The sequence below is a fragment of the Streptomyces europaeiscabiei genome (genome assembly GCF_036346855.1).
Lineage (GTDB): Bacteria > Actinomycetota > Actinomycetes > Streptomycetales > Streptomycetaceae > Streptomyces > Streptomyces europaeiscabiei.
In genome coordinates, this window is record NZ_CP107841.1 from 7140472 (window position 1) to 7156594 (window position 16123).

At 69.2% G+C, this 16123-nt stretch carries 14 protein-coding genes; all 14 read left to right on the forward strand.

Annotated elements, in window-relative coordinates:
* The first annotated feature begins 134 nt into the window (after positions 1–134).
* The 14 genes from thrB (at position 135) to atpE (ending at position 16108) form a co-directional block, all read left to right on the forward strand.
* A complete protein-coding gene (gene thrB, locus OG858_RS31415) occupies positions 135–1088 on the forward strand; it encodes a homoserine kinase (RefSeq protein WP_319068855.1) in 954 nt (317 codons plus the stop codon).
* Positions 1089–1502: 414 nt separating this feature from the next.
* Positions 1503–3554 carry a transcription termination factor Rho gene (rho, locus tag OG858_RS31420; protein ID WP_327744963.1) on the forward strand — a complete coding sequence of 684 codons (2052 nt, stop codon included), beginning with the start codon at positions 1503–1505 and terminating at the stop codon, positions 3552–3554.
* Positions 3555–3734: 180 nt separating this feature from the next.
* Positions 3735–5432, forward strand: coding sequence for a trypsin-like serine protease (locus tag OG858_RS31425; RefSeq protein ID WP_319315986.1), 1698 nt, complete (start codon positions 3735–3737; stop codon positions 5430–5432).
* A gap of 211 nt (positions 5433–5643) precedes the next feature.
* Positions 5644–6792 (forward strand): LCP family protein, encoded by a 1149-nt coding sequence (locus OG858_RS31430; protein WP_319068857.1) that lies wholly within the window; start codon positions 5644–5646, stop codon positions 6790–6792.
* A gap of 343 nt (positions 6793–7135) precedes the next feature.
* Positions 7136–7357 (forward strand): 50S ribosomal protein L31, encoded by a 222-nt coding sequence (rpmE, locus tag OG858_RS31435; protein ID WP_037695356.1) that lies wholly within the window; start codon positions 7136–7138, stop codon positions 7355–7357.
* A 137-nt stretch (positions 7358–7494) separates the two neighbouring features.
* Positions 7495–8571, forward strand: a complete 1077-nt coding sequence (gene prfA, locus OG858_RS31440; protein ID WP_319261483.1) for a peptide chain release factor 1 — start codon at positions 7495–7497, stop codon at positions 8569–8571.
* Positions 8572–8608: 37 nt separating this feature from the next.
* Positions 8609–9454, forward strand: coding sequence for a peptide chain release factor N(5)-glutamine methyltransferase (prmC, locus tag OG858_RS31445; protein ID WP_319315974.1), 846 nt, complete (start codon positions 8609–8611; stop codon positions 9452–9454).
* 59 nt (positions 9455–9513) lie between these two features.
* A complete protein-coding gene (locus OG858_RS31450; protein ID WP_046705585.1) occupies positions 9514–10161 on the forward strand; it encodes an L-threonylcarbamoyladenylate synthase in 648 nt (215 codons plus the stop codon).
* The gene (locus OG858_RS31455; protein WP_037695368.1) at positions 10158–10829 is read left to right on the forward strand and encodes an arsenate reductase/protein-tyrosine-phosphatase family protein; all 672 of its coding nucleotides are present in this window, start codon (positions 10158–10160) and stop codon (positions 10827–10829) included. Before OG858_RS31450 ends, OG858_RS31455 begins: the two co-directional genes overlap by 4 nt.
* Positions 10830–11207: 378 nt before the next feature.
* A complete protein-coding gene (locus OG858_RS31460; RefSeq protein WP_327744964.1) occupies positions 11208–12470 on the forward strand; it encodes a serine hydroxymethyltransferase in 1263 nt (420 codons plus the stop codon).
* Between the two features lie 129 nt (positions 12471–12599).
* Positions 12600–13883 (forward strand): MraY family glycosyltransferase, encoded by a 1284-nt coding sequence (locus tag OG858_RS31465; protein ID WP_319068862.1) that lies wholly within the window; start codon positions 12600–12602, stop codon positions 13881–13883.
* Positions 13884–14316: 433 nt separating this feature from the next.
* Positions 14317–14754, forward strand: coding sequence for a hypothetical protein (locus tag OG858_RS31470; protein ID WP_013000662.1), 438 nt, complete (start codon positions 14317–14319; stop codon positions 14752–14754).
* A 273-nt stretch (positions 14755–15027) separates the two neighbouring features.
* Positions 15028–15798 (forward strand): F0F1 ATP synthase subunit A, encoded by a 771-nt coding sequence (gene atpB, locus OG858_RS31475; protein ID WP_319068922.1) that lies wholly within the window; start codon positions 15028–15030, stop codon positions 15796–15798.
* 76 nt (positions 15799–15874) lie between these two features.
* The gene (atpE, locus tag OG858_RS31480; protein WP_003997868.1) at positions 15875–16108 is read left to right on the forward strand and encodes an ATP synthase F0 subunit C; all 234 of its coding nucleotides are present in this window, start codon (positions 15875–15877) and stop codon (positions 16106–16108) included.
* The last annotated feature ends 15 nt before the right edge of the window (positions 16109–16123 follow it).

Consider the following 16123-nt stretch of genomic DNA (forward strand, 5'->3'; position numbering starts at 1 on the left):
GTGAACCCGCCCGCCGCATATGCCCCGCAGGGGTGCGGCGCAGCGCCGTCCTGAACGGCCGCAGGGTCCTCACGTAGGCATCGAATGTCATTCGACAATCGTCAATCTCGCAGCTCAAGGAGAGTCATCGAGCGATGGCCGGTCCAGCGTTCCGCGCCGCCGCCGTACGGGTGCGCGTTCCCGCCACCAGCGCCAACCTAGGTCCGGGCTTCGACGCCCTGGGCCTGTCGCTGGGGCTCTACGACGACGTGGTCGTCCGGGTGGCCGACTCCGGCCTGCACGTCGACATCGCGGGGGAGGGCAGCGAGACACTCCCGCGCGACGAGCGGCATCTGCTCGTGCGTTCCCTGCGCACCGCCTTCGACCTGCTGGGCGGGCAGCCCCGGGGCCTCGAGATCGTGTGCGCCAACCGCATCCCGCACGGCCGCGGCCTCGGCTCCTCCTCCGCCGCCATCTGTGCCGGCATCGTCGCCGCCCGCGCCGTGACCATAGGCGGCGACAACCGGCTCGACGACGCCGCGCTGCTCGAACTGGCCACGGAGATCGAGGGCCACCCCGACAACGTCGCGGCCTGTCTTCTCGGCGGCTTCACGCTCTCCTGGATGGAGGGCGGCGCCGCGCGGGCGATCAGGATGGAGCCCGCCGATTCCATCGTTCCGGTGGTTTTCGTTCCCGGAAAGCCCGTTCTGACGGAGACGGCGCGCGGACTGCTCCCGCGCACCGTCCCGCACGTCGACGCTGCAACCAACGCGGGCCGGGCGGCCCTCCTCGTGGAAGCCCTGACCAGGCGCCCCGAGCTGCTGCTGCCCGCCACCGAGGACCGGCTGCACCAGGAGTACCGGGCGCCCGCCATGCCGGAGAGCGCGGCTCTGGTGGAGCGCCTGCGGGCCGACGGCGTCCCGGCGGTCATCTCCGGCGCCGGACCCACGGTCCTGGCCCTGGCCGACGAGGCCAGTGCCGACAAGGTGGCCGATCTCGCGGGTTCGGGCTGGGCCGCCAACCGGCTGGACCTCGATGCCCGAGGGGCGTGCGTCATGCCGCTCACCACCACCGTCGCCGAACCCGGCGCCGGCAGCGGCGGCGAATAGTCGTTCGGTTGCCGGATTTCGAGAGGGGGAATGTTTGTTGGATCCGGTAGTGTTAACCTCAAGTCTGCACCTGCCCCAGCCATGGCGAGGTGCTTATCGTCCCAGTTCGGGACAGCCATTCTTCCGGGAGTCTCCCAAGCCGCACTGCGCTTCGTACGTCAAGCTCTACGCCGTACGCAGGCACTGAGCGGTCTGCTGAGCAGGCCCCGGAACCGGCGTGGCCGAGCCGCGTGACACAGACACTCAGTGCCACGGCTCGGACAAGCGCCGAATCATCAGAAATTTTCCTCCGCCGCCTCCTTTGGCGAGGCGGACCACCGCCCCGGCACGGTCCACCCGAACAGGACCGAAGCCGGACAGCACAAACGGTCGCCGAGCCAGAAGGCCGACGTCCGCTCCAGGGAAGGACCCTTCGTGAGCGACACCACCGATCTGATGGGCGCACGTGTCGAGGACACCGCTGCCGCGCCCGCCACGGACGCCGCGCCTGCCAGCGGTGCCGGCTCCCGGCGGCGCCGTGGCACCGGCCTCGAGGGCATGGTGCTGGCCGAGCTGCAGCAGGTCGCATCCGGCCTCGGCATCAGGGGCACCGCGCGTATGCGCAAGAGCCAGCTGATCGAGGTCATCAAGGACGCGCAGGCGGGAGGGGGTGCCCCGGCGAAGGCCGAGGCAGTCACCGAGACCAAGCCGAAGCGCCGCGCCACCTCCAAGGCGCGCACGGGCGATGACGCCGCCCCGGCCGAGAAGGCCGCCGCCAAGAAGGCCGAGGCGCCCGCCGAGAAGGCCGAGCAGGCCGTGGCCCAGCAGCAGATCGAGATCCCCGGCCAGCCGGCCGGCGGCGACGAGGCGCCCACCGAGCGCCGTCGGCGCCGTGCCACCGCCGACGCGGGCAGCCCCGAGACGGTCACCGCCGAGGCCAAGAGCGAGCCCAAGGCCGAGACGTCGGCCCAGGCCCAGGGCGACGCCGGTGACCAGGGCGGCGAGGGCCGTCAGGGCCGTCGCGACCGCGGCCGTGACCGCGGTGAGCGTACTGACCGCACCGAGCGCACCGAGCGCACCGACCGCACCGAGCGCGGTGAGCGCGGCCGTCGGGGCAAGACCGACGAGCAGCAGGGCGGCGGTGGCCAGCAGCAGCGTGACCGCGGCCAGCAGCAGAGCCAGCAGCAGGGTGGCCGCCAGGACCGCCAGGACCGTCAGCGTGACAACGGCCCGCAGGACGACGACGACTTCGACGGCGGACGCCGTGGCCGTCGCGGCCGTTACCGGGACCGTCGTGGCCGTCGCGGCCGTGACGAGATCGGCGCTCCGGAGCCGCAGCTCGCCGACGACGACGTCCTGATCCCCGTCGCGGGCATCCTGGACATCCTCGACAACTACGCGTTCATCCGTACGTCGGGCTACCTGCCGGGCCCGAACGACGTGTACGTGTCGCTCGCCCAGGTCCGCAAGAACGGCCTGCGCAAGGGTGACCACGTCACCGGCGCGGTCCGTCAGCCCAAGGACGGCGAGCGCCGCGAGAAGTTCAACGCGCTGGTCCGCCTCGACTCCGCGAACGGCATGGCCGCCGAGTCGGGCCGTGGCCGCCCGGAGTTCAACAAGCTGACGCCGCTCTACCCGCAGGACCGGCTCCGTCTGGAGACCGACCCGGGCGTCCTCACCACCCGCATCATCGACCTCGTCGCGCCGATCGGTAAGGGTCAGCGTGGTCTGATCGTGGCCCCGCCGAAGACCGGCAAGACCATGATCATGCAGGCGATCGCCAACGCGATCACGCACAACAACCCCGAGTGCCACCTGATGGTCGTCCTTGTCGACGAGCGTCCGGAAGAGGTCACCGACATGCAGCGGTCGGTGAAGGGCGAGGTCATCTCCTCGACCTTCGACCGCCCGGCCGAGGACCACACGACGGTCGCCGAGCTCGCCATCGAGCGTGCCAAGCGGCTCGTCGAGCTGGGCCACGACGTGGTCGTGCTGCTCGACTCGATCACGCGTCTGGGCCGTGCGTACAACCTGGCGGCGCCGGCCTCCGGCCGCATCCTGTCCGGTGGTGTCGACTCGACCGCCCTGTACCCGCCGAAGCGCTTCTTCGGTGCGGCCCGCAACATCGAGGACGGCGGCTCGCTGACCATCCTCGCCACCGCGCTGGTGGACACCGGGTCCCGCATGGACGAGGTGATCTTCGAGGAGTTCAAGGGCACGGGCAACGCCGAGCTGAAGCTCGACCGGAAGCTCGCGGACAAGCGGATCTTCCCCGCGGTGGACGTGGACGCGTCCGGTACGCGTAAGGAAGAGATCCTGCTCGCCCCCGACGAACTCGCCGTCGTCTGGAAGCTGCGCCGGGTGCTGCACGCCCTCGACCAGCAGCAGGCGGTCGAGCTGCTTCTCGACAAGATGAAGCAGACGAAGTCGAACGCCGAGTTCCTGATGCAGATCCAGAAGACGACGCCGGGCAACGGCGGCGACTAGTCCGCACAGCAGAGCGCTGGGGTCACCTTCCTTTGTGAGGGTGGCCCCAGTTTTCTATATGGGACACGTGTACGATCACGGTCTTCATGCTCTGATCAAACCATTGCACTCCCAGGGGGGAATTGAGTGGCTAGACCTTTGTCCGGAGCCCTTGCCGCCGCGATAGCCGGGACGCTGCTGATGTCGTCCGCGAGTGGGGCGACCGCCGACAACGGCACGACGCCCAACGAAGCGGACGTAACGATCGCCAAGGCGATGGCGGCGGACGACACCGCGAGGGTGGCCGAGCGGGAACCGTCGTCGAGCGCGAGTTCGGACGGTGGCCTGGAGCAGTCCGCCCAGATCATCGGCGGCTCGGAGACCACGATCGGCTCGGCGCCCTGGATGGCGCAGCTCTGGTACTACGACCCGAGCCTGGACCTCGGGTTCTTCTGCGGCGGTACGGTCGTCTCGCCGACGAAGATCCTCACCGCCGCGCACTGCGTCGACAAGGACTACTACGACTGGGCCGCGTACGGCGAGATCGTCACCGGCACCGACCGGCTGCCCACGGCCGTCTACAACGACGACGGCAGCCTTGACCACGTTGACTACCACGGCGGTACCGCCACCGCGGTCTCACGTCAGTGGAACCACTCCTCGTGGAACGAGGAGGCGATCGACAACGACGTCGCCGTCCTGACGCTGGCGTCGCCGGTCAAGGCCACGCCGATCAAGATGACGACGTCGGGCGACACCACCTCGTACAAGGCCGGCACCAAGGCCAAGGTCTACGGGTGGGGCCGTACCAGCTCCAAGACCCAGGACATCTCGGAGACGCTGAAGACGGCCACGCTGCCGATCGTCAGCGACACGACCTGCGGGAACACATGGGGCGGCTACTTCGTCAAGGGCCACATGGTCTGCGCGGGTCCGCCCGCCGGCGGCACCGACGCCACGACCACCGCCACCTGCAACGGTGACTCCGGTGGCCCGCTCATCGTCAACAACAGGGTCATCGGCGTCGTCTCGTGGGGCGTCCTGGACTGCGTGGAGAAGGGCGCGTACCCGGTCTTCGCGAAGGTCAGCAAGTACGTCGGCGCGACCTACCCGAGGGTCGACGACGCCGCCATCACCCGTGACGGCAAGGCCGACGTCTTCCTGCGCAACAAGGAGACCGGCACGGGCTACGTCCGCGCCTCCACGGGCTCCAAGCTCGGCGACCGCAAGGCCCTGACCGCCGAGGGCAGCTGGACGGGCTACAACCTGGTCCAGCAGACCGACCTGAACCGGGACGGCTACCAGGACTACGTGCTGCGCCGCTCCTCCGACGGTGACGTCTTCTGGCGGCGGTACGTGCCCTCGTCCAGCACCTGGACGACCACGCAGCTCTTCGACGACTGGAAGACCCGCACCCGGATCGTCACCCCCGGTGACGTCACCGGCGACGCCCTGCCCGACCTGCTCTCGGTCGACTCGGCGGGCGCCCTGTGGATCTACCCCGGCAAGGGCACCGGTTCCTTCGGTACCCGCGTCAAGGTCGGCACGGGCTGGAGCACGTACAACGCGGTAGTCGGTCACGGCGACTTCACCGGCGACGGCAAGGCCGACCTGATCGCCCGTACCAAGACCGGCTCGAACGTCTACCTCTACAAGGGCACCGGCAAGTCCGGCACCGGCGCCTTCGCCGCCCGCGTGAAGGTCCGCTCGGACTGGAGCGCCTACAACACGCTCATCACTCCCGGTGACGTGAGTGGCGATGGCAAGGCGGACCTCCTGGCCCGTACGCCGGCCGGCACGCTGTACCTCTACAAGGGCACCGGCAAGGCCACGAGCGAGATCTTCAGCACACGGGGCTCGGTCGGCACCAGCTACGCCCAGTACGACCTGCTCGGCTGAAACACCAGGTGAGCCCGGTCCCACCGGGCTCATCCGTCACACACGGTGCCCATCGCTCTTATGCGATGGGCACCGTTCGTTGTGCAACCCTTTCCCGGATTATCCCGTCTGACCGGACGGAGCGACCATGGAGTGTCATGGCCGCATCCGACCCGGCAGGCCTGGGCCTGAGCGCAGGGGGTAACCGACCGGAAAGAGAACCGAGGAGCAGATGTCCGCCGAGAGCACGCCGGAGCCCGGCATATCGGGGAAGATCGGCACCAGCGGCCCGCGTCACCGTGCGGCCGGGGGCCGCCGCCGCAAGTCACGCGACGGGCACAGCAGGGCGGCGCTCGCCGTCCTCTGGACCGCCGCAGGCGTCCTGGTGCTCGGCGGCACCGGAATCGGTGTCCTGTACTTCAAGCTCAACGAGAACCTCAAGAGCGTCGACATCAACCAGGCCCTCGGCACCGACCGGCCCCTCGACGTCGACAACGGCTCGCAGGACATCCTCGTCCTCGGTTCCGACACCCGCTCGGGCAGCAACAAGAAACTCGGCGGCGGCACGGACGACGGCAGTGCCCGCTCCGACACGGCGATGGTCGTGCACGTCTACGAGGGCCACAAGCGGGCCAGCGTGGTCTCCATACCCCGGGACACCCTCGTCGAGCGGCCGGAGTGCACCGACGCGAAGGGCAAGACGTACCCGGCCGCCTCGTACGCGATGTTCAACTCGGCGTACTCCACGGGGGGCGCGGCGTGTGCGGTGAAGACCGTCGAATCCATGACCGGTATCCGCATGGACCACTACATCGAGGTCGACTTCGCGGGCTTCGAGAAGCTGATCAACGTCCTCGGCGGGGTCGACATCACGACGACCAAGGACATCAAGGACCCCGACAGCCATCTGAACCTGAAGGCCGGGGAGCACACCCTCACGGGCAAGCAGGCGCTGGGCCTCGTCCGTACCCGGCACGGGGTCGGCGACGGGTCCGACCTCGGGCGCATCCAGCTCCAGCAGGCGTTCATCAAGGCCCTCATCGAGCAGGTCAAGGACGTCGGCATCCTCAGCAACCCGAAGAAGGCCTACGACCTCGCCGTCTCCGCGACCGACGCCGTCACCACCGACTCCGACCTCGACTCCGTCAAGGACCTCGCGTCCTTCGCGAGCGGCCTGAAGGGCATCGGCTCCAAGAACATGACCATGGTCACGATGCCCGTCCAGTACGACCCCGCCGACCCGAACCGTGTGCTGGTGGACGAGGCGAAGGCGAAGCAGGTCTGGGCGGCGCTCAAGGCCGACAGGACGATCCCGAAGTCGGCGACGAAGGGCACGGCGACGGGGTCCGCCGAGGGCGTGGTGACCGTCGGCCAGCGGTAGATGGGCCGCGGGAACCGCGCGACCAGCCACGACGACCCTGCGGTCGCCTACCGGGCTGACGAGGCACCCCATGGCGCACACCGGCCGGGGGCGGGAGGCGCTCACCAGCGCTGACAGGGTGCCGCCCGCGCCCACCCGTGCCGCCCCAGCGGCACGACTGCCCGCAGCCGGACAGCGGTGAGAGCCGCGCGTCCGGCCGCCGGGACCGCGGTGGGGAATACCTGAGCCCACCCCCTGGTTTGGGCAGATGGCACCAGTGCTGGCAGACTGGTACGTCGGCTCCGGTTCACGCTCTCGCAGCCCGCGACAGCGACCCGGCGCCCTCCCGAAACTAGGAGACACCTTGAAGCGCGACATCCACCCCGAGTACGTCGAGACGCAGGTCAGCTGCACCTGTGGCGCGTCGTTCACCACCCGTAGCACGATCGAGAGCGGCACCATCCGTGCCGAGGTCTGCTCCGAGTGCCACCCGTTCTACACGGGCAAGCAGAAGATCCTCGACACCGGTGGCCGCGTGGCCCGCTTCGAGGCCCGCTTCGGCAAGGCCGCCGCTGCCAACAAGTAGCGAGCCCCCAGCGCCGGTCCGCGGTGCCCCTCCGGGGGCGTCGGGACCGGCGCTTTGCGGTGCAGCGCACAGGCACGGCCCACAGGCGCAGCCCATGGGTGCGGCCCACTCACAACGTCGTACAGGGAGCCGGAGAGATGTTCGAGGCGGTCGAGGAACTGGTCGGGGAGCACGCCGACCTGGAGAAGAAGCTCGCCGACCCGTCGGTCCACGCCGACCAGGCCAACGCGCGCAAGCTGAACAAGCGCTACGCGGAGCTGACCCCGATCGTCGGCACGTACCGCTCCTGGAAGCAGACCGGCGACGACATCGAGACCGGCCGGGAGTTCGCGGCGGACGACCCGGACTTCATCGCCGAGGTCAAGGAGCTGGAGAAGCAGCGCGAGGAACTGACGGAGAAGCTGCGGCTGCTCCTCGTCCCGCGCGACCCCAGCGACGACAAGGACGTCATCCTGGAGATCAAGGCCGGCGCGGGCGGCGACGAGTCCGCCCTCTTCGCCGGTGACCTCCTGCGCATGTACCTCCGGTACGCCGAGCGCGTCGGCTGGAAGACCGAGATCATCGACTCCACCGAGTCCGAGCTGGGCGGCTACAAGGACGTCCAGGTCGCCGTGAAGACCAAGGGCGGCCAGGGCGCCACCGAGCCCGGTCAGGGCGTCTGGGCCCGGCTGAAGTACGAGGGCGGGGTGCACCGCGTGCAGCGCGTGCCGTCGACCGAGTCGCAGGGCCGTATCCACACCTCCGCCGCCGGTGTGCTCGTCACGCCCGAGGCCGAGGAGGTCGACGTCGAGATCCACGCGAACGATCTGCGGATCGACGTCTACCGCTCCTCCGGGCCCGGCGGGCAGTCCGTCAACACCACCGACTCCGCCGTGCGCATCACGCACCTTCCCACCGGAGTCGTCGCCTCCTGCCAGAACGAGAAGAGCCAGCTGCAGAACAAGGAGCAGGCGATGCGTATCCTGCGCTCCAGGCTGCTCGCCGCGGCACAGGAGGAGGCGGAGAAGAATGCCGCCGACGCCCGCCGCAGCCAGGTCCGCACCGTCGACCGCTCCGAGAAGATCCGCACGTACAACTTCCCGGAGAACCGCATCTCGGACCACCGCGTCGGCTTCAAGTCCTACAACCTGGACCAGGTCCTGGACGGTGAACTCGACGCGGTGATCCAGGCCTGCGTCGACGCGGACTCGGCCGCGAAGCTGGCAGCCGCGTAAGGCACGTACGAGTAGACCAGCACGACGGAGGACTTGCGTGAACCTGCTGCTCGGGGAAGTGGCCCAGGCCACCCAGCGCCTGGCCGACGCCGGCGTGCCCTCGCCGCGCAACGACGCGGAGGAGCTCGCCGCGTTCGTGCACGGCGTCAAGCGGGGCGAGCTGCACACCGTCAAGGACTCCGACTTCGACGCCCGGTACTGGGAGGTCATCGCGCGCCGCGAGGCCCGTGAGCCGCTCCAGCACATCACCGGGCGGGCCTACTTCCGCTACCTCGAACTTCAGGTCGGGCCAGGGGTGTTCGTGCCGCGGCCGGAGACCGAGTCGGTGGTCGGCTGGGCCATAGACGCCGTCCGCGCGATGGACGTCGTCGAGCCGCTCATCGTCGATCTGTGCACCGGCTCCGGCGCCATCGCCCTCGCGCTCGCCCAGGAGGTGCCGCGCTCGCGCGTGCACGCCGTGGAGCTGTCCGAGGACGCCCTGAAGTGGACCCGCAAGAACATGGCGGGCTCCAGGGTCGACCTGCGCCAGGGCAACGCCCTGGACGCCTTCCGCGACCTCGACGGCCAGGTCGACCTGGTCGTCTCCAACCCGCCGTACATCCCGCTCACGGAGTGGGAGTACGTGGCGCCGGAGGCCCGCGACTACGATCCCGAACTCGCCCTGTTCTCAGGGGAGGACGGCCTGGATCTCATCCGGGGCATCGAACGCACGGCCCATCGGCTCCTGCGCCCCGGCGGTGTCGTCGTCATCGAGCATGCCGACACCCAGGGCGGCCAGGTGCCCTGGATCTTCACCGAGGAGCGGGGCTGGGCCGACGCGGCCGACCACCCGGACCTCAACAACCGGCCGCGGTTCGCGACCGCCCGCAAGGCGCTGCCCTGATGAGCACGCGCCCGACGACAACCCCCCAGCAGCAGTACGTGTACGAGGAGGCCCGCTAGATGGCACGGCGATACGACACCAACGACGCGACCGACCGCGCCACCGGTCTGCGCGAGGCCGCGTCCGCCGTCCGCCGGGGCGAGCTCGTGGTACTGCCGACGGACACCGTGTACGGCATCGGCGCGGACGCCTTCACCTCCGAGGCCGTGGCCGATCTCCTGGAGGCCAAGGGCCGGGGCCGCAACATGCCCACGCCCGTGCTCATCGGCTCCCCGAACACCCTGCACGGCCTCGTCACGGACTTCTCCGAGATGGCCTGGGAGCTGGTCGACGCCTTCTGGCCGGGCGCGCTGACCCTCGTCGCCAAGCACCAGCCGTCGCTGCAGTGGGACCTCGGCGACACCCGCGGCACGGTCGCCGTGCGCATGCCGCTGCACCCGGTCGCCATCGAGCTGCTGACCGAGGTCGGCCCCATGGCGGTCTCCTCCGCGAACCTGACCGGTCACCCGGCGCCGGAGAACTGTGACGCCGCCGAGGCGATGCTCGGGGACTCCGTCTCCGTGTATCTCGACGGCGGTCCGACCCCCGGCAACGAGCCGTCCTCCATCGTCGACGTCACGGGCAAGGTGCCGGTGCTGCTGCGTGCGGGCGCTCTGTCGGCGGAGGAGCTGCGCAAGGTCGTACCCGACCTCGAGGTGGCGAATTGACGGCCCCTGACGCGGGGCGTGGCATATGGGACGGGGAAGAGACGCGGACCTTCACGGGGCTGCCGCGGGACACCTTCCGCATCCTCCACGTCAGCACAGGCAACGTGTGCCGCTCGCCGATCACCGAGCGGCTGACCCGGCATGCCCTGGCGGACCGGCTCGGGGACCCGCTGTGGGGCGGTCTGGTCGTCGAGAGCGCCGGGACCTGGGGGCACGAGGGGGCGCCCATGGAGGCGAACGCGGAGGCGGTCCTCGCGGACTTCGGAGCGGACGCCTCCGGCTTCACGGGGCGTGAGCTGCTCGACGAGCACGTCATCCGCGCCGACCTCGTGCTGACGGCCACCCGGGACCACCGGGCCCAGGTCATCTCCATGGGGCACTCCGCCGGGCTGCGCACCTTCACCCTGAAGGAGTTCACCCGCCTGGTCCGCGCCATCGACCCGACCACGCTCCCTCCCCTGGAGGAGGGCATGGTCGTACGCGCGCGTGCGCTGGTCCGCGCCGCGGCGGCTCTACGCGGGTGGCTCCTGGCCCCCACCGCCGAGGCCGACGAGGTCTACGACCCGTACGGGGCGCCTCTGCCGTTCTTCCGGTCGGTGGGCGACGAGATACATCAGGCACTGGATCCGGTGGTGACGGCACTGACGGGGGTGCCGGCGCGGGCCTGACTCCTTGGTGGGGTGTGGTCGGTGGGTGGAGTCCGGCTGCGGTGTCTTGAAGCAGGGGGCCCGCCGGGGCCGTGTGCCGCGAGGGGCGCGTCGGGGATCGGTTCCGGTGGTGACGGGGATGTCGGGGGTGCCGGCGCGGGCCTGACTCCTTGGTGGGGTGTGGTCGGTGGGTGGAGTCCGGCGCGGTGTCTTGAAGCCGGGGGCCCGCCGGGGCCGAGTGGCGCGGAGGGCGCGACTTTGGTGGTGATGGCGCTGGCGGGGGCGCCGGCGGGCTTGACCCCCTGCGGTTCGCAGCGGTTCGCGGTGACAAAGTCGAGCATCCCGGGCGTCTGCGGCCTACATTGGTCGTACGTCACCGTCGACGCCCCGGAGTCCATCATGTCGGTCACCCCTGTCCTAGAGGCCGATGTCCTGCGGCGGCAGGATCCCGAGCTGGCCGACATCCTGCTCGGTGAGCTCGATCGGCAGGCGACGACGCTTCAGCTCGTCGCCGCGGAGAACTTCACCTCGCCCGCCGTGCTGGCCGCTCTGGGGTCGCCGCTCGCGAACAAGTACGCGGAGGGCTATCCGGGGGCCCGGTACCACGGTGGCTGCGAGATGGTGGACGTCGCCGAGCGGCTGGCGGTGGAGCGGGCGAAGGCGCTGTTCGGGGCCGAGCACGCCAACGTCCAGTCCCACTCGGGCTCTTCGGCCGTGCTCGCCGCCTACGCCGCCCTGTTGCGCCCCGGCGACACCGTGCTGGCGATGGGCCTGCACTTCGGCGGTCACCTCACCCACGGGTCGCCCGCGAACTTCTCCGGCCGCTGGTTCGACTTCGTCGGGTACGGGGTCGAGGCGGAGTCCGGGCTCATCGACCACGAGCAGGTGCGGACCCTGGCCCGTACGCGCCGCCCCAAGGCGATCGTGTGCGGGTCGATCTCGTATCCCCGGCACATCGACTACGCGTTCTTCCGAGAGGTCGCCGACGAGGTGGGGGCCTACCTCATCGCCGACGCGGCCCACCCGATCGGGCTGGTCGCCGGGGGAGCGGCGCCCAACCCGGTGCCGTACGCCGACATCGTGTGCGCCACCACGCACAAGGTGCTGCGCGGGCCGCGCGGCGGGATGCTGCTGTGCGGGGGCGAACTGGCCGAGCGGGTGGACCGTGCGGTGTTCCCGTTCACGCAGGGCGGCGCGCAGATGCACACCATCGCCGCGAAGGCAGCCGCCTTCGGGGAGGCGGCAACGCCGGCGTTCACCGCGTACGCCCATCAGGTGGTCGCGAACGCCCGCGTACTGGCCAGAGGGCTGGCCGAACAGGGTCTCGTGGTGGTCACCGGCGGCACGGACACCCATCTGCTGACCGTCGATCCCGCGCCACTCGGTGTCGACGGCCGAACCGCCCGCGGCCGACTCGCGGCCGCCGGGTTCGTCCTCGACTGCTGTGCGCTGCCGCATGGCGGAGCCCTCGACGTCACGGTCGGAGACGCCCGTGGCCTGCGGCTCGGTACGGCCGCGCTGACCACACAGGGCATGGGCGAGACGGAGATGGCGCGGCTCGCCGTCCTGTTCGCGGGGGTGCTGCGGGACGGCGGGGACGGCAAGCGCACGCGTGAAGAAGTGCGGGACCTGGCCGAAAGATTTCCGCCGTATCCGCGCTGAGGTGGGGTAGACGGACAACCAGGCACAGCATCACGTGCAACCATCGTCGCTACCCGGATGTCCCCAACCATATGCGCGCATCGCTAGTGTGTGGGGCTGAGATGGCCAGCGAGACCTGTGGGGAAGCCCGTGCGTGAATACCTCCTGACGCTCTGCATCACGGCCGCGGTGACGTACCTCCTGACAGGGCCGGTGCGGAAGTTCGCGATCGTGGCCGGAGCCATGCCGGAGATCCGTGCGCGCGACGTCCACCGAGAACCGACGCCCCGCCTCGGCGGTATCGCGATGTTCTTCGGACTGTGCGCCGGTCTGCTGGTGGCCGACCATCTGACCAACCTCAGCGAGGTCTTCGCCAAGTCCGACGAACCGCGCGCGCTGCTCTCCGGGGCCGCGCTGATCTGGCTGATCGGCGTCCTGGACGACAAGTTCGAGATCGACGCCCTGATCAAGCTCGGCGGCCAGATGATCGCGGCCGGTGTGATGGTCATGCAGGGTCTGACGATCCTGTGGCTGCCCGTCCCGGGTGTCGGCATCGTCGCGCTGACCCCGTGGCAGGGCACCCTGCTCACGGTCGCCCTGGTCGTGATCACCATCAACGCGGTCAACTTCGTCGACGGCCTCGACGGTCTCGCGGCCGGCATGGTGTGCATCGCCTCCGGCGCGTTCTTCATGTACGCCTACCGCCTCTGGTACAGCTACGGCATCGAGGCCGCGGCCCCCGCCACGCTGTTCGCGGCCGTGCTGATGGGCATGTGCCTGGGCTTCCTGCCGCACAACATGCATCCCGCGCGGATCTTCATGGGCGACTCCGGCTCGATGATGATCGGCCTGGTGATGGCGGCCGGGGCGATCTCCATCACGGGGCAGGTCGACCCGGACGTGTTGAACCTGTACGGCTCGGAACGCAGCACGGTCTACACCTTGGTCCCGGTCTACATCCCGCTGCTGATGCCGCTCACCATCATCGCGATCCCGGCGGCCGACCTGATCCTCGCGATCGTGCGGCGCACCTGGCGCGGTCAGTCGCCGTTCGCCGCGGACCGGGGGCATCTGCACCACCGGCTCCTTGAGGTCGGGCACTCGCACAGCCGGGCCGTGCTGATCATGTACTTCTGGTCGGCGGTCATCGCCTTCGGCACCCTCGCGTACACCGTGAACGAGGCGTCCATGTGGATCGTCCTCGCCATCGCCATGCTCAGCGGAGTCGGCCTCTTCCTCCTGCTGCTGCCCCGCTTCACCCCGCGCGCCCCGCGCTGGGCGGAACGCTTCGTACCGCCGCGCTACCGCCGCCGCGCAGCCGTCCCGGCGACCCCGGAGCCCGTTGCCGACTGGACCCCGTCCCTCAACGGAGCGACGGCGATCGGCGGCCGTACCCACGAACCGGAACGCAGCCCGGCGGGCGCGCGCCGCTGAACCGAGGCGGTACGTCGGGGCGCTCGTCGCAGTACCTCGGGAACCGGCCGGAGGCCGTGTGCGGTCCGCCGCACACGGCCTCCGGCCGTCCGTCGTGCGGGCGCAGGGCGGGGCGTGGCGCTGACGGCAAGGTAAGAATCTGACTAACACTTTGCCGATGCCATGCAAGAGCGTGACGGTGCAAACTGGCCTTATACCAGACAAGTCGGCGCTCTTTCTGCACAGACGGGCGGGTTCACTCTCATGTGTGACACCTGGCACAGCATTCAGGTAAAGACCTCATCAAATAGTTTGTGATACGGTTCACGAGAACCCGGGACAGAGTCGAAGGACCGCAATGCGACGGTCCATTGGCGTGAGATTTCCGCTCGCCCCCGGGGTCTACGCTCGTCCATGACGACACCCTGCCCCCTCAGCAAGCGGAGTTGCCGCCATGCCGTCCAATGACGTCCGGACCCTCCTTCAGGCTGCCGTACCCACGGCTGCCGCCGGCGCGATCGCCGCTGTCATCAGCGGTGTGGTCGTCGGAGGCAAGGGGGCTCTCGGTGCCGTCGTCGCGGCGGTGATCACGATCCTCTTCATGGGGATCGGGCTCTACGTTCTGCAGCGCACTGCCAAATCGCTTCCTCATCTGTTCCAGATGATGGGGCTGATGCTCTACGCGGCACAGATCCTGCTGTTGTTCATCTTTCTGTCCGCGTTCAAGAACACCACGCTGTTCCACCCCAGGGCCTTCGCGTTCACGCTCGTCGCCACCACACTCGTGTGGATCGCCGCACAGACGCGCGCACACATGAAGGCCAAGATCCTCTACGTCGAACCCGATGCGTCGACGGGCAACAAGCCCGAAAAATCGGGGCACTCGTCGTGAGGAGTAGGGCCGGGATAAGGGCGTGTGCGAACTCCTGCTATCGTCCGGTGCCAACTGCGGCATCGCGGGCGCGGGCATCTGAGCTGACGCCTGCTCAATCGCGAGGCTTGATGCCCCCCAGCCGCCCCCACATCCGTAACACCAGTCCAGTGCCGACCCGCGGCTGCGCGCCGCGCCGACACAACGAGGTTGCCGTACCCATGCGTCACGCCGAAGGAGCCCGTGGTGAGTGCTGACCGGACCCAGCTCGCCTTTGACTGGAGCTGTCGGATCATGTCCGACAACGGCTGTGGCTTCCCGGCTCCGGGCCTGCACTCGTTCCTCTTCAAGCCGATCGCCACGGTCGGCGGGTTCGAGTTCAACAAGGTGATGCTGCTCGCGCTGATCACCACCCTCCTGGTGATCACCTTCTTCACCCTCGCCTTCGGCAAGGCGAAGGTGGTCCCGGGCAAGCTGCAGATGATCGGCGAGGCGGGCTACGACTTCGTACGCCGCGGAATCGTCTACGAGACGCTGGGCCGGCGCGAGGGCGAGAAGTACGTCCCGCTCATGGTCTCGCTGTTCTTCTTCATCTGGCTCATGAACATCTGGTCCGTGATTCCGCTGGCACAGTTCCCGGTGTCGTCGATCATCGCCTACCCGATGGTCCTGGCCCTGATCGTCTACGTGGTCTGGGTCTCGCTGACCTTCAAGAAGCACGGCTTCGTCGGCTTCTTCAAGAACGTCACCGGTTACGACAAGTCGCTCGGCCCGGTGCTGCCCCTCGTGGTGATCATCGAGTTCTTCTCGAACCTGCTGGTCCGTCCGTTCACCCACGCGGTGCGACTGTTCGCCAACATGTTCGCCGGCCACCTGATGCTGGTCATGTTCACCGTTGCCTCCTGGTACCTGCTGAACAGCTGGATGATCCCGGCGGCCGGTGTCTCCTTCATCATGACCATCGTCATGATCCTCTTCGAGCTCTTCGTGCAGGCCGTCCAGGCGTACGTCTTCGTGCTCCTCGCCTGCTCGTACATCCAGGGCGCGCTCGCCGAGCACCACTGAGCACCGCGCTCCACCAGCCCCCAGAACGTCCGGTGGCCAACCCCCGCCGGTCCATGAAAGAGAAGGAAGAATCAGCATGGCTGCCCTTGAGACCCTCGCCGCTGTCGACGGCAACATCGGCTCCATCGGCTACGGCCTCGCCGCCATCGGCCCCGGCGTCGGCGTCGGCATCATCTTCGGTAACGGCACCCAGGCGCTGGCCCGTCAGCCCGAGGCCGCCGGCCTGATCCGTGCCAACCAGATCCTCGGCTTCGCCTTCTGTGAGGCGCTCGCCCTCATCGGCATCGTCATGCCGTTCGTCTACAACTGACGAACCCTGACGAGC

What these genes read in the sequence shown, in the direction of transcription:
- OG858_RS31430 (WP_319068857.1), top strand. Translation starts at nt 5,644, where the DNA reads ATGTCCGCCGAGAGCACGCCGGAGCCCGGCATATCGGGGAAGATCGGC.
- OG858_RS31470 (WP_013000662.1), top strand. Translation starts at nt 14,317, where the DNA reads ATGCCGTCCAATGACGTCCGGACCCTCCTTCAGGCTGCCGTACCCACG.
- OG858_RS31460 (WP_327744964.1), top strand. Translation starts at nt 11,208, where the DNA reads ATGTCGGTCACCCCTGTCCTAGAGGCCGATGTCCTGCGGCGGCAGGAT.
- prfA (WP_319261483.1), top strand. Translation starts at nt 7,495, where the DNA reads ATGTTCGAGGCGGTCGAGGAACTGGTCGGGGAGCACGCCGACCTGGAG.
- atpB (WP_319068922.1), top strand. Translation starts at nt 15,028, where the DNA reads ATGTCCGACAACGGCTGTGGCTTCCCGGCTCCGGGCCTGCACTCGTTC.
- atpE (WP_003997868.1), top strand. Translation starts at nt 15,875, where the DNA reads ATGGCTGCCCTTGAGACCCTCGCCGCTGTCGACGGCAACATCGGCTCC.
- thrB (WP_319068855.1), top strand. Translation starts at nt 135, where the DNA reads ATGGCCGGTCCAGCGTTCCGCGCCGCCGCCGTACGGGTGCGCGTTCCC.
- OG858_RS31425 (WP_319315986.1), top strand. Translation starts at nt 3,735, where the DNA reads ATGTCGTCCGCGAGTGGGGCGACCGCCGACAACGGCACGACGCCCAAC.
- OG858_RS31450 (WP_046705585.1), top strand. Translation starts at nt 9,514, where the DNA reads ATGGCACGGCGATACGACACCAACGACGCGACCGACCGCGCCACCGGT.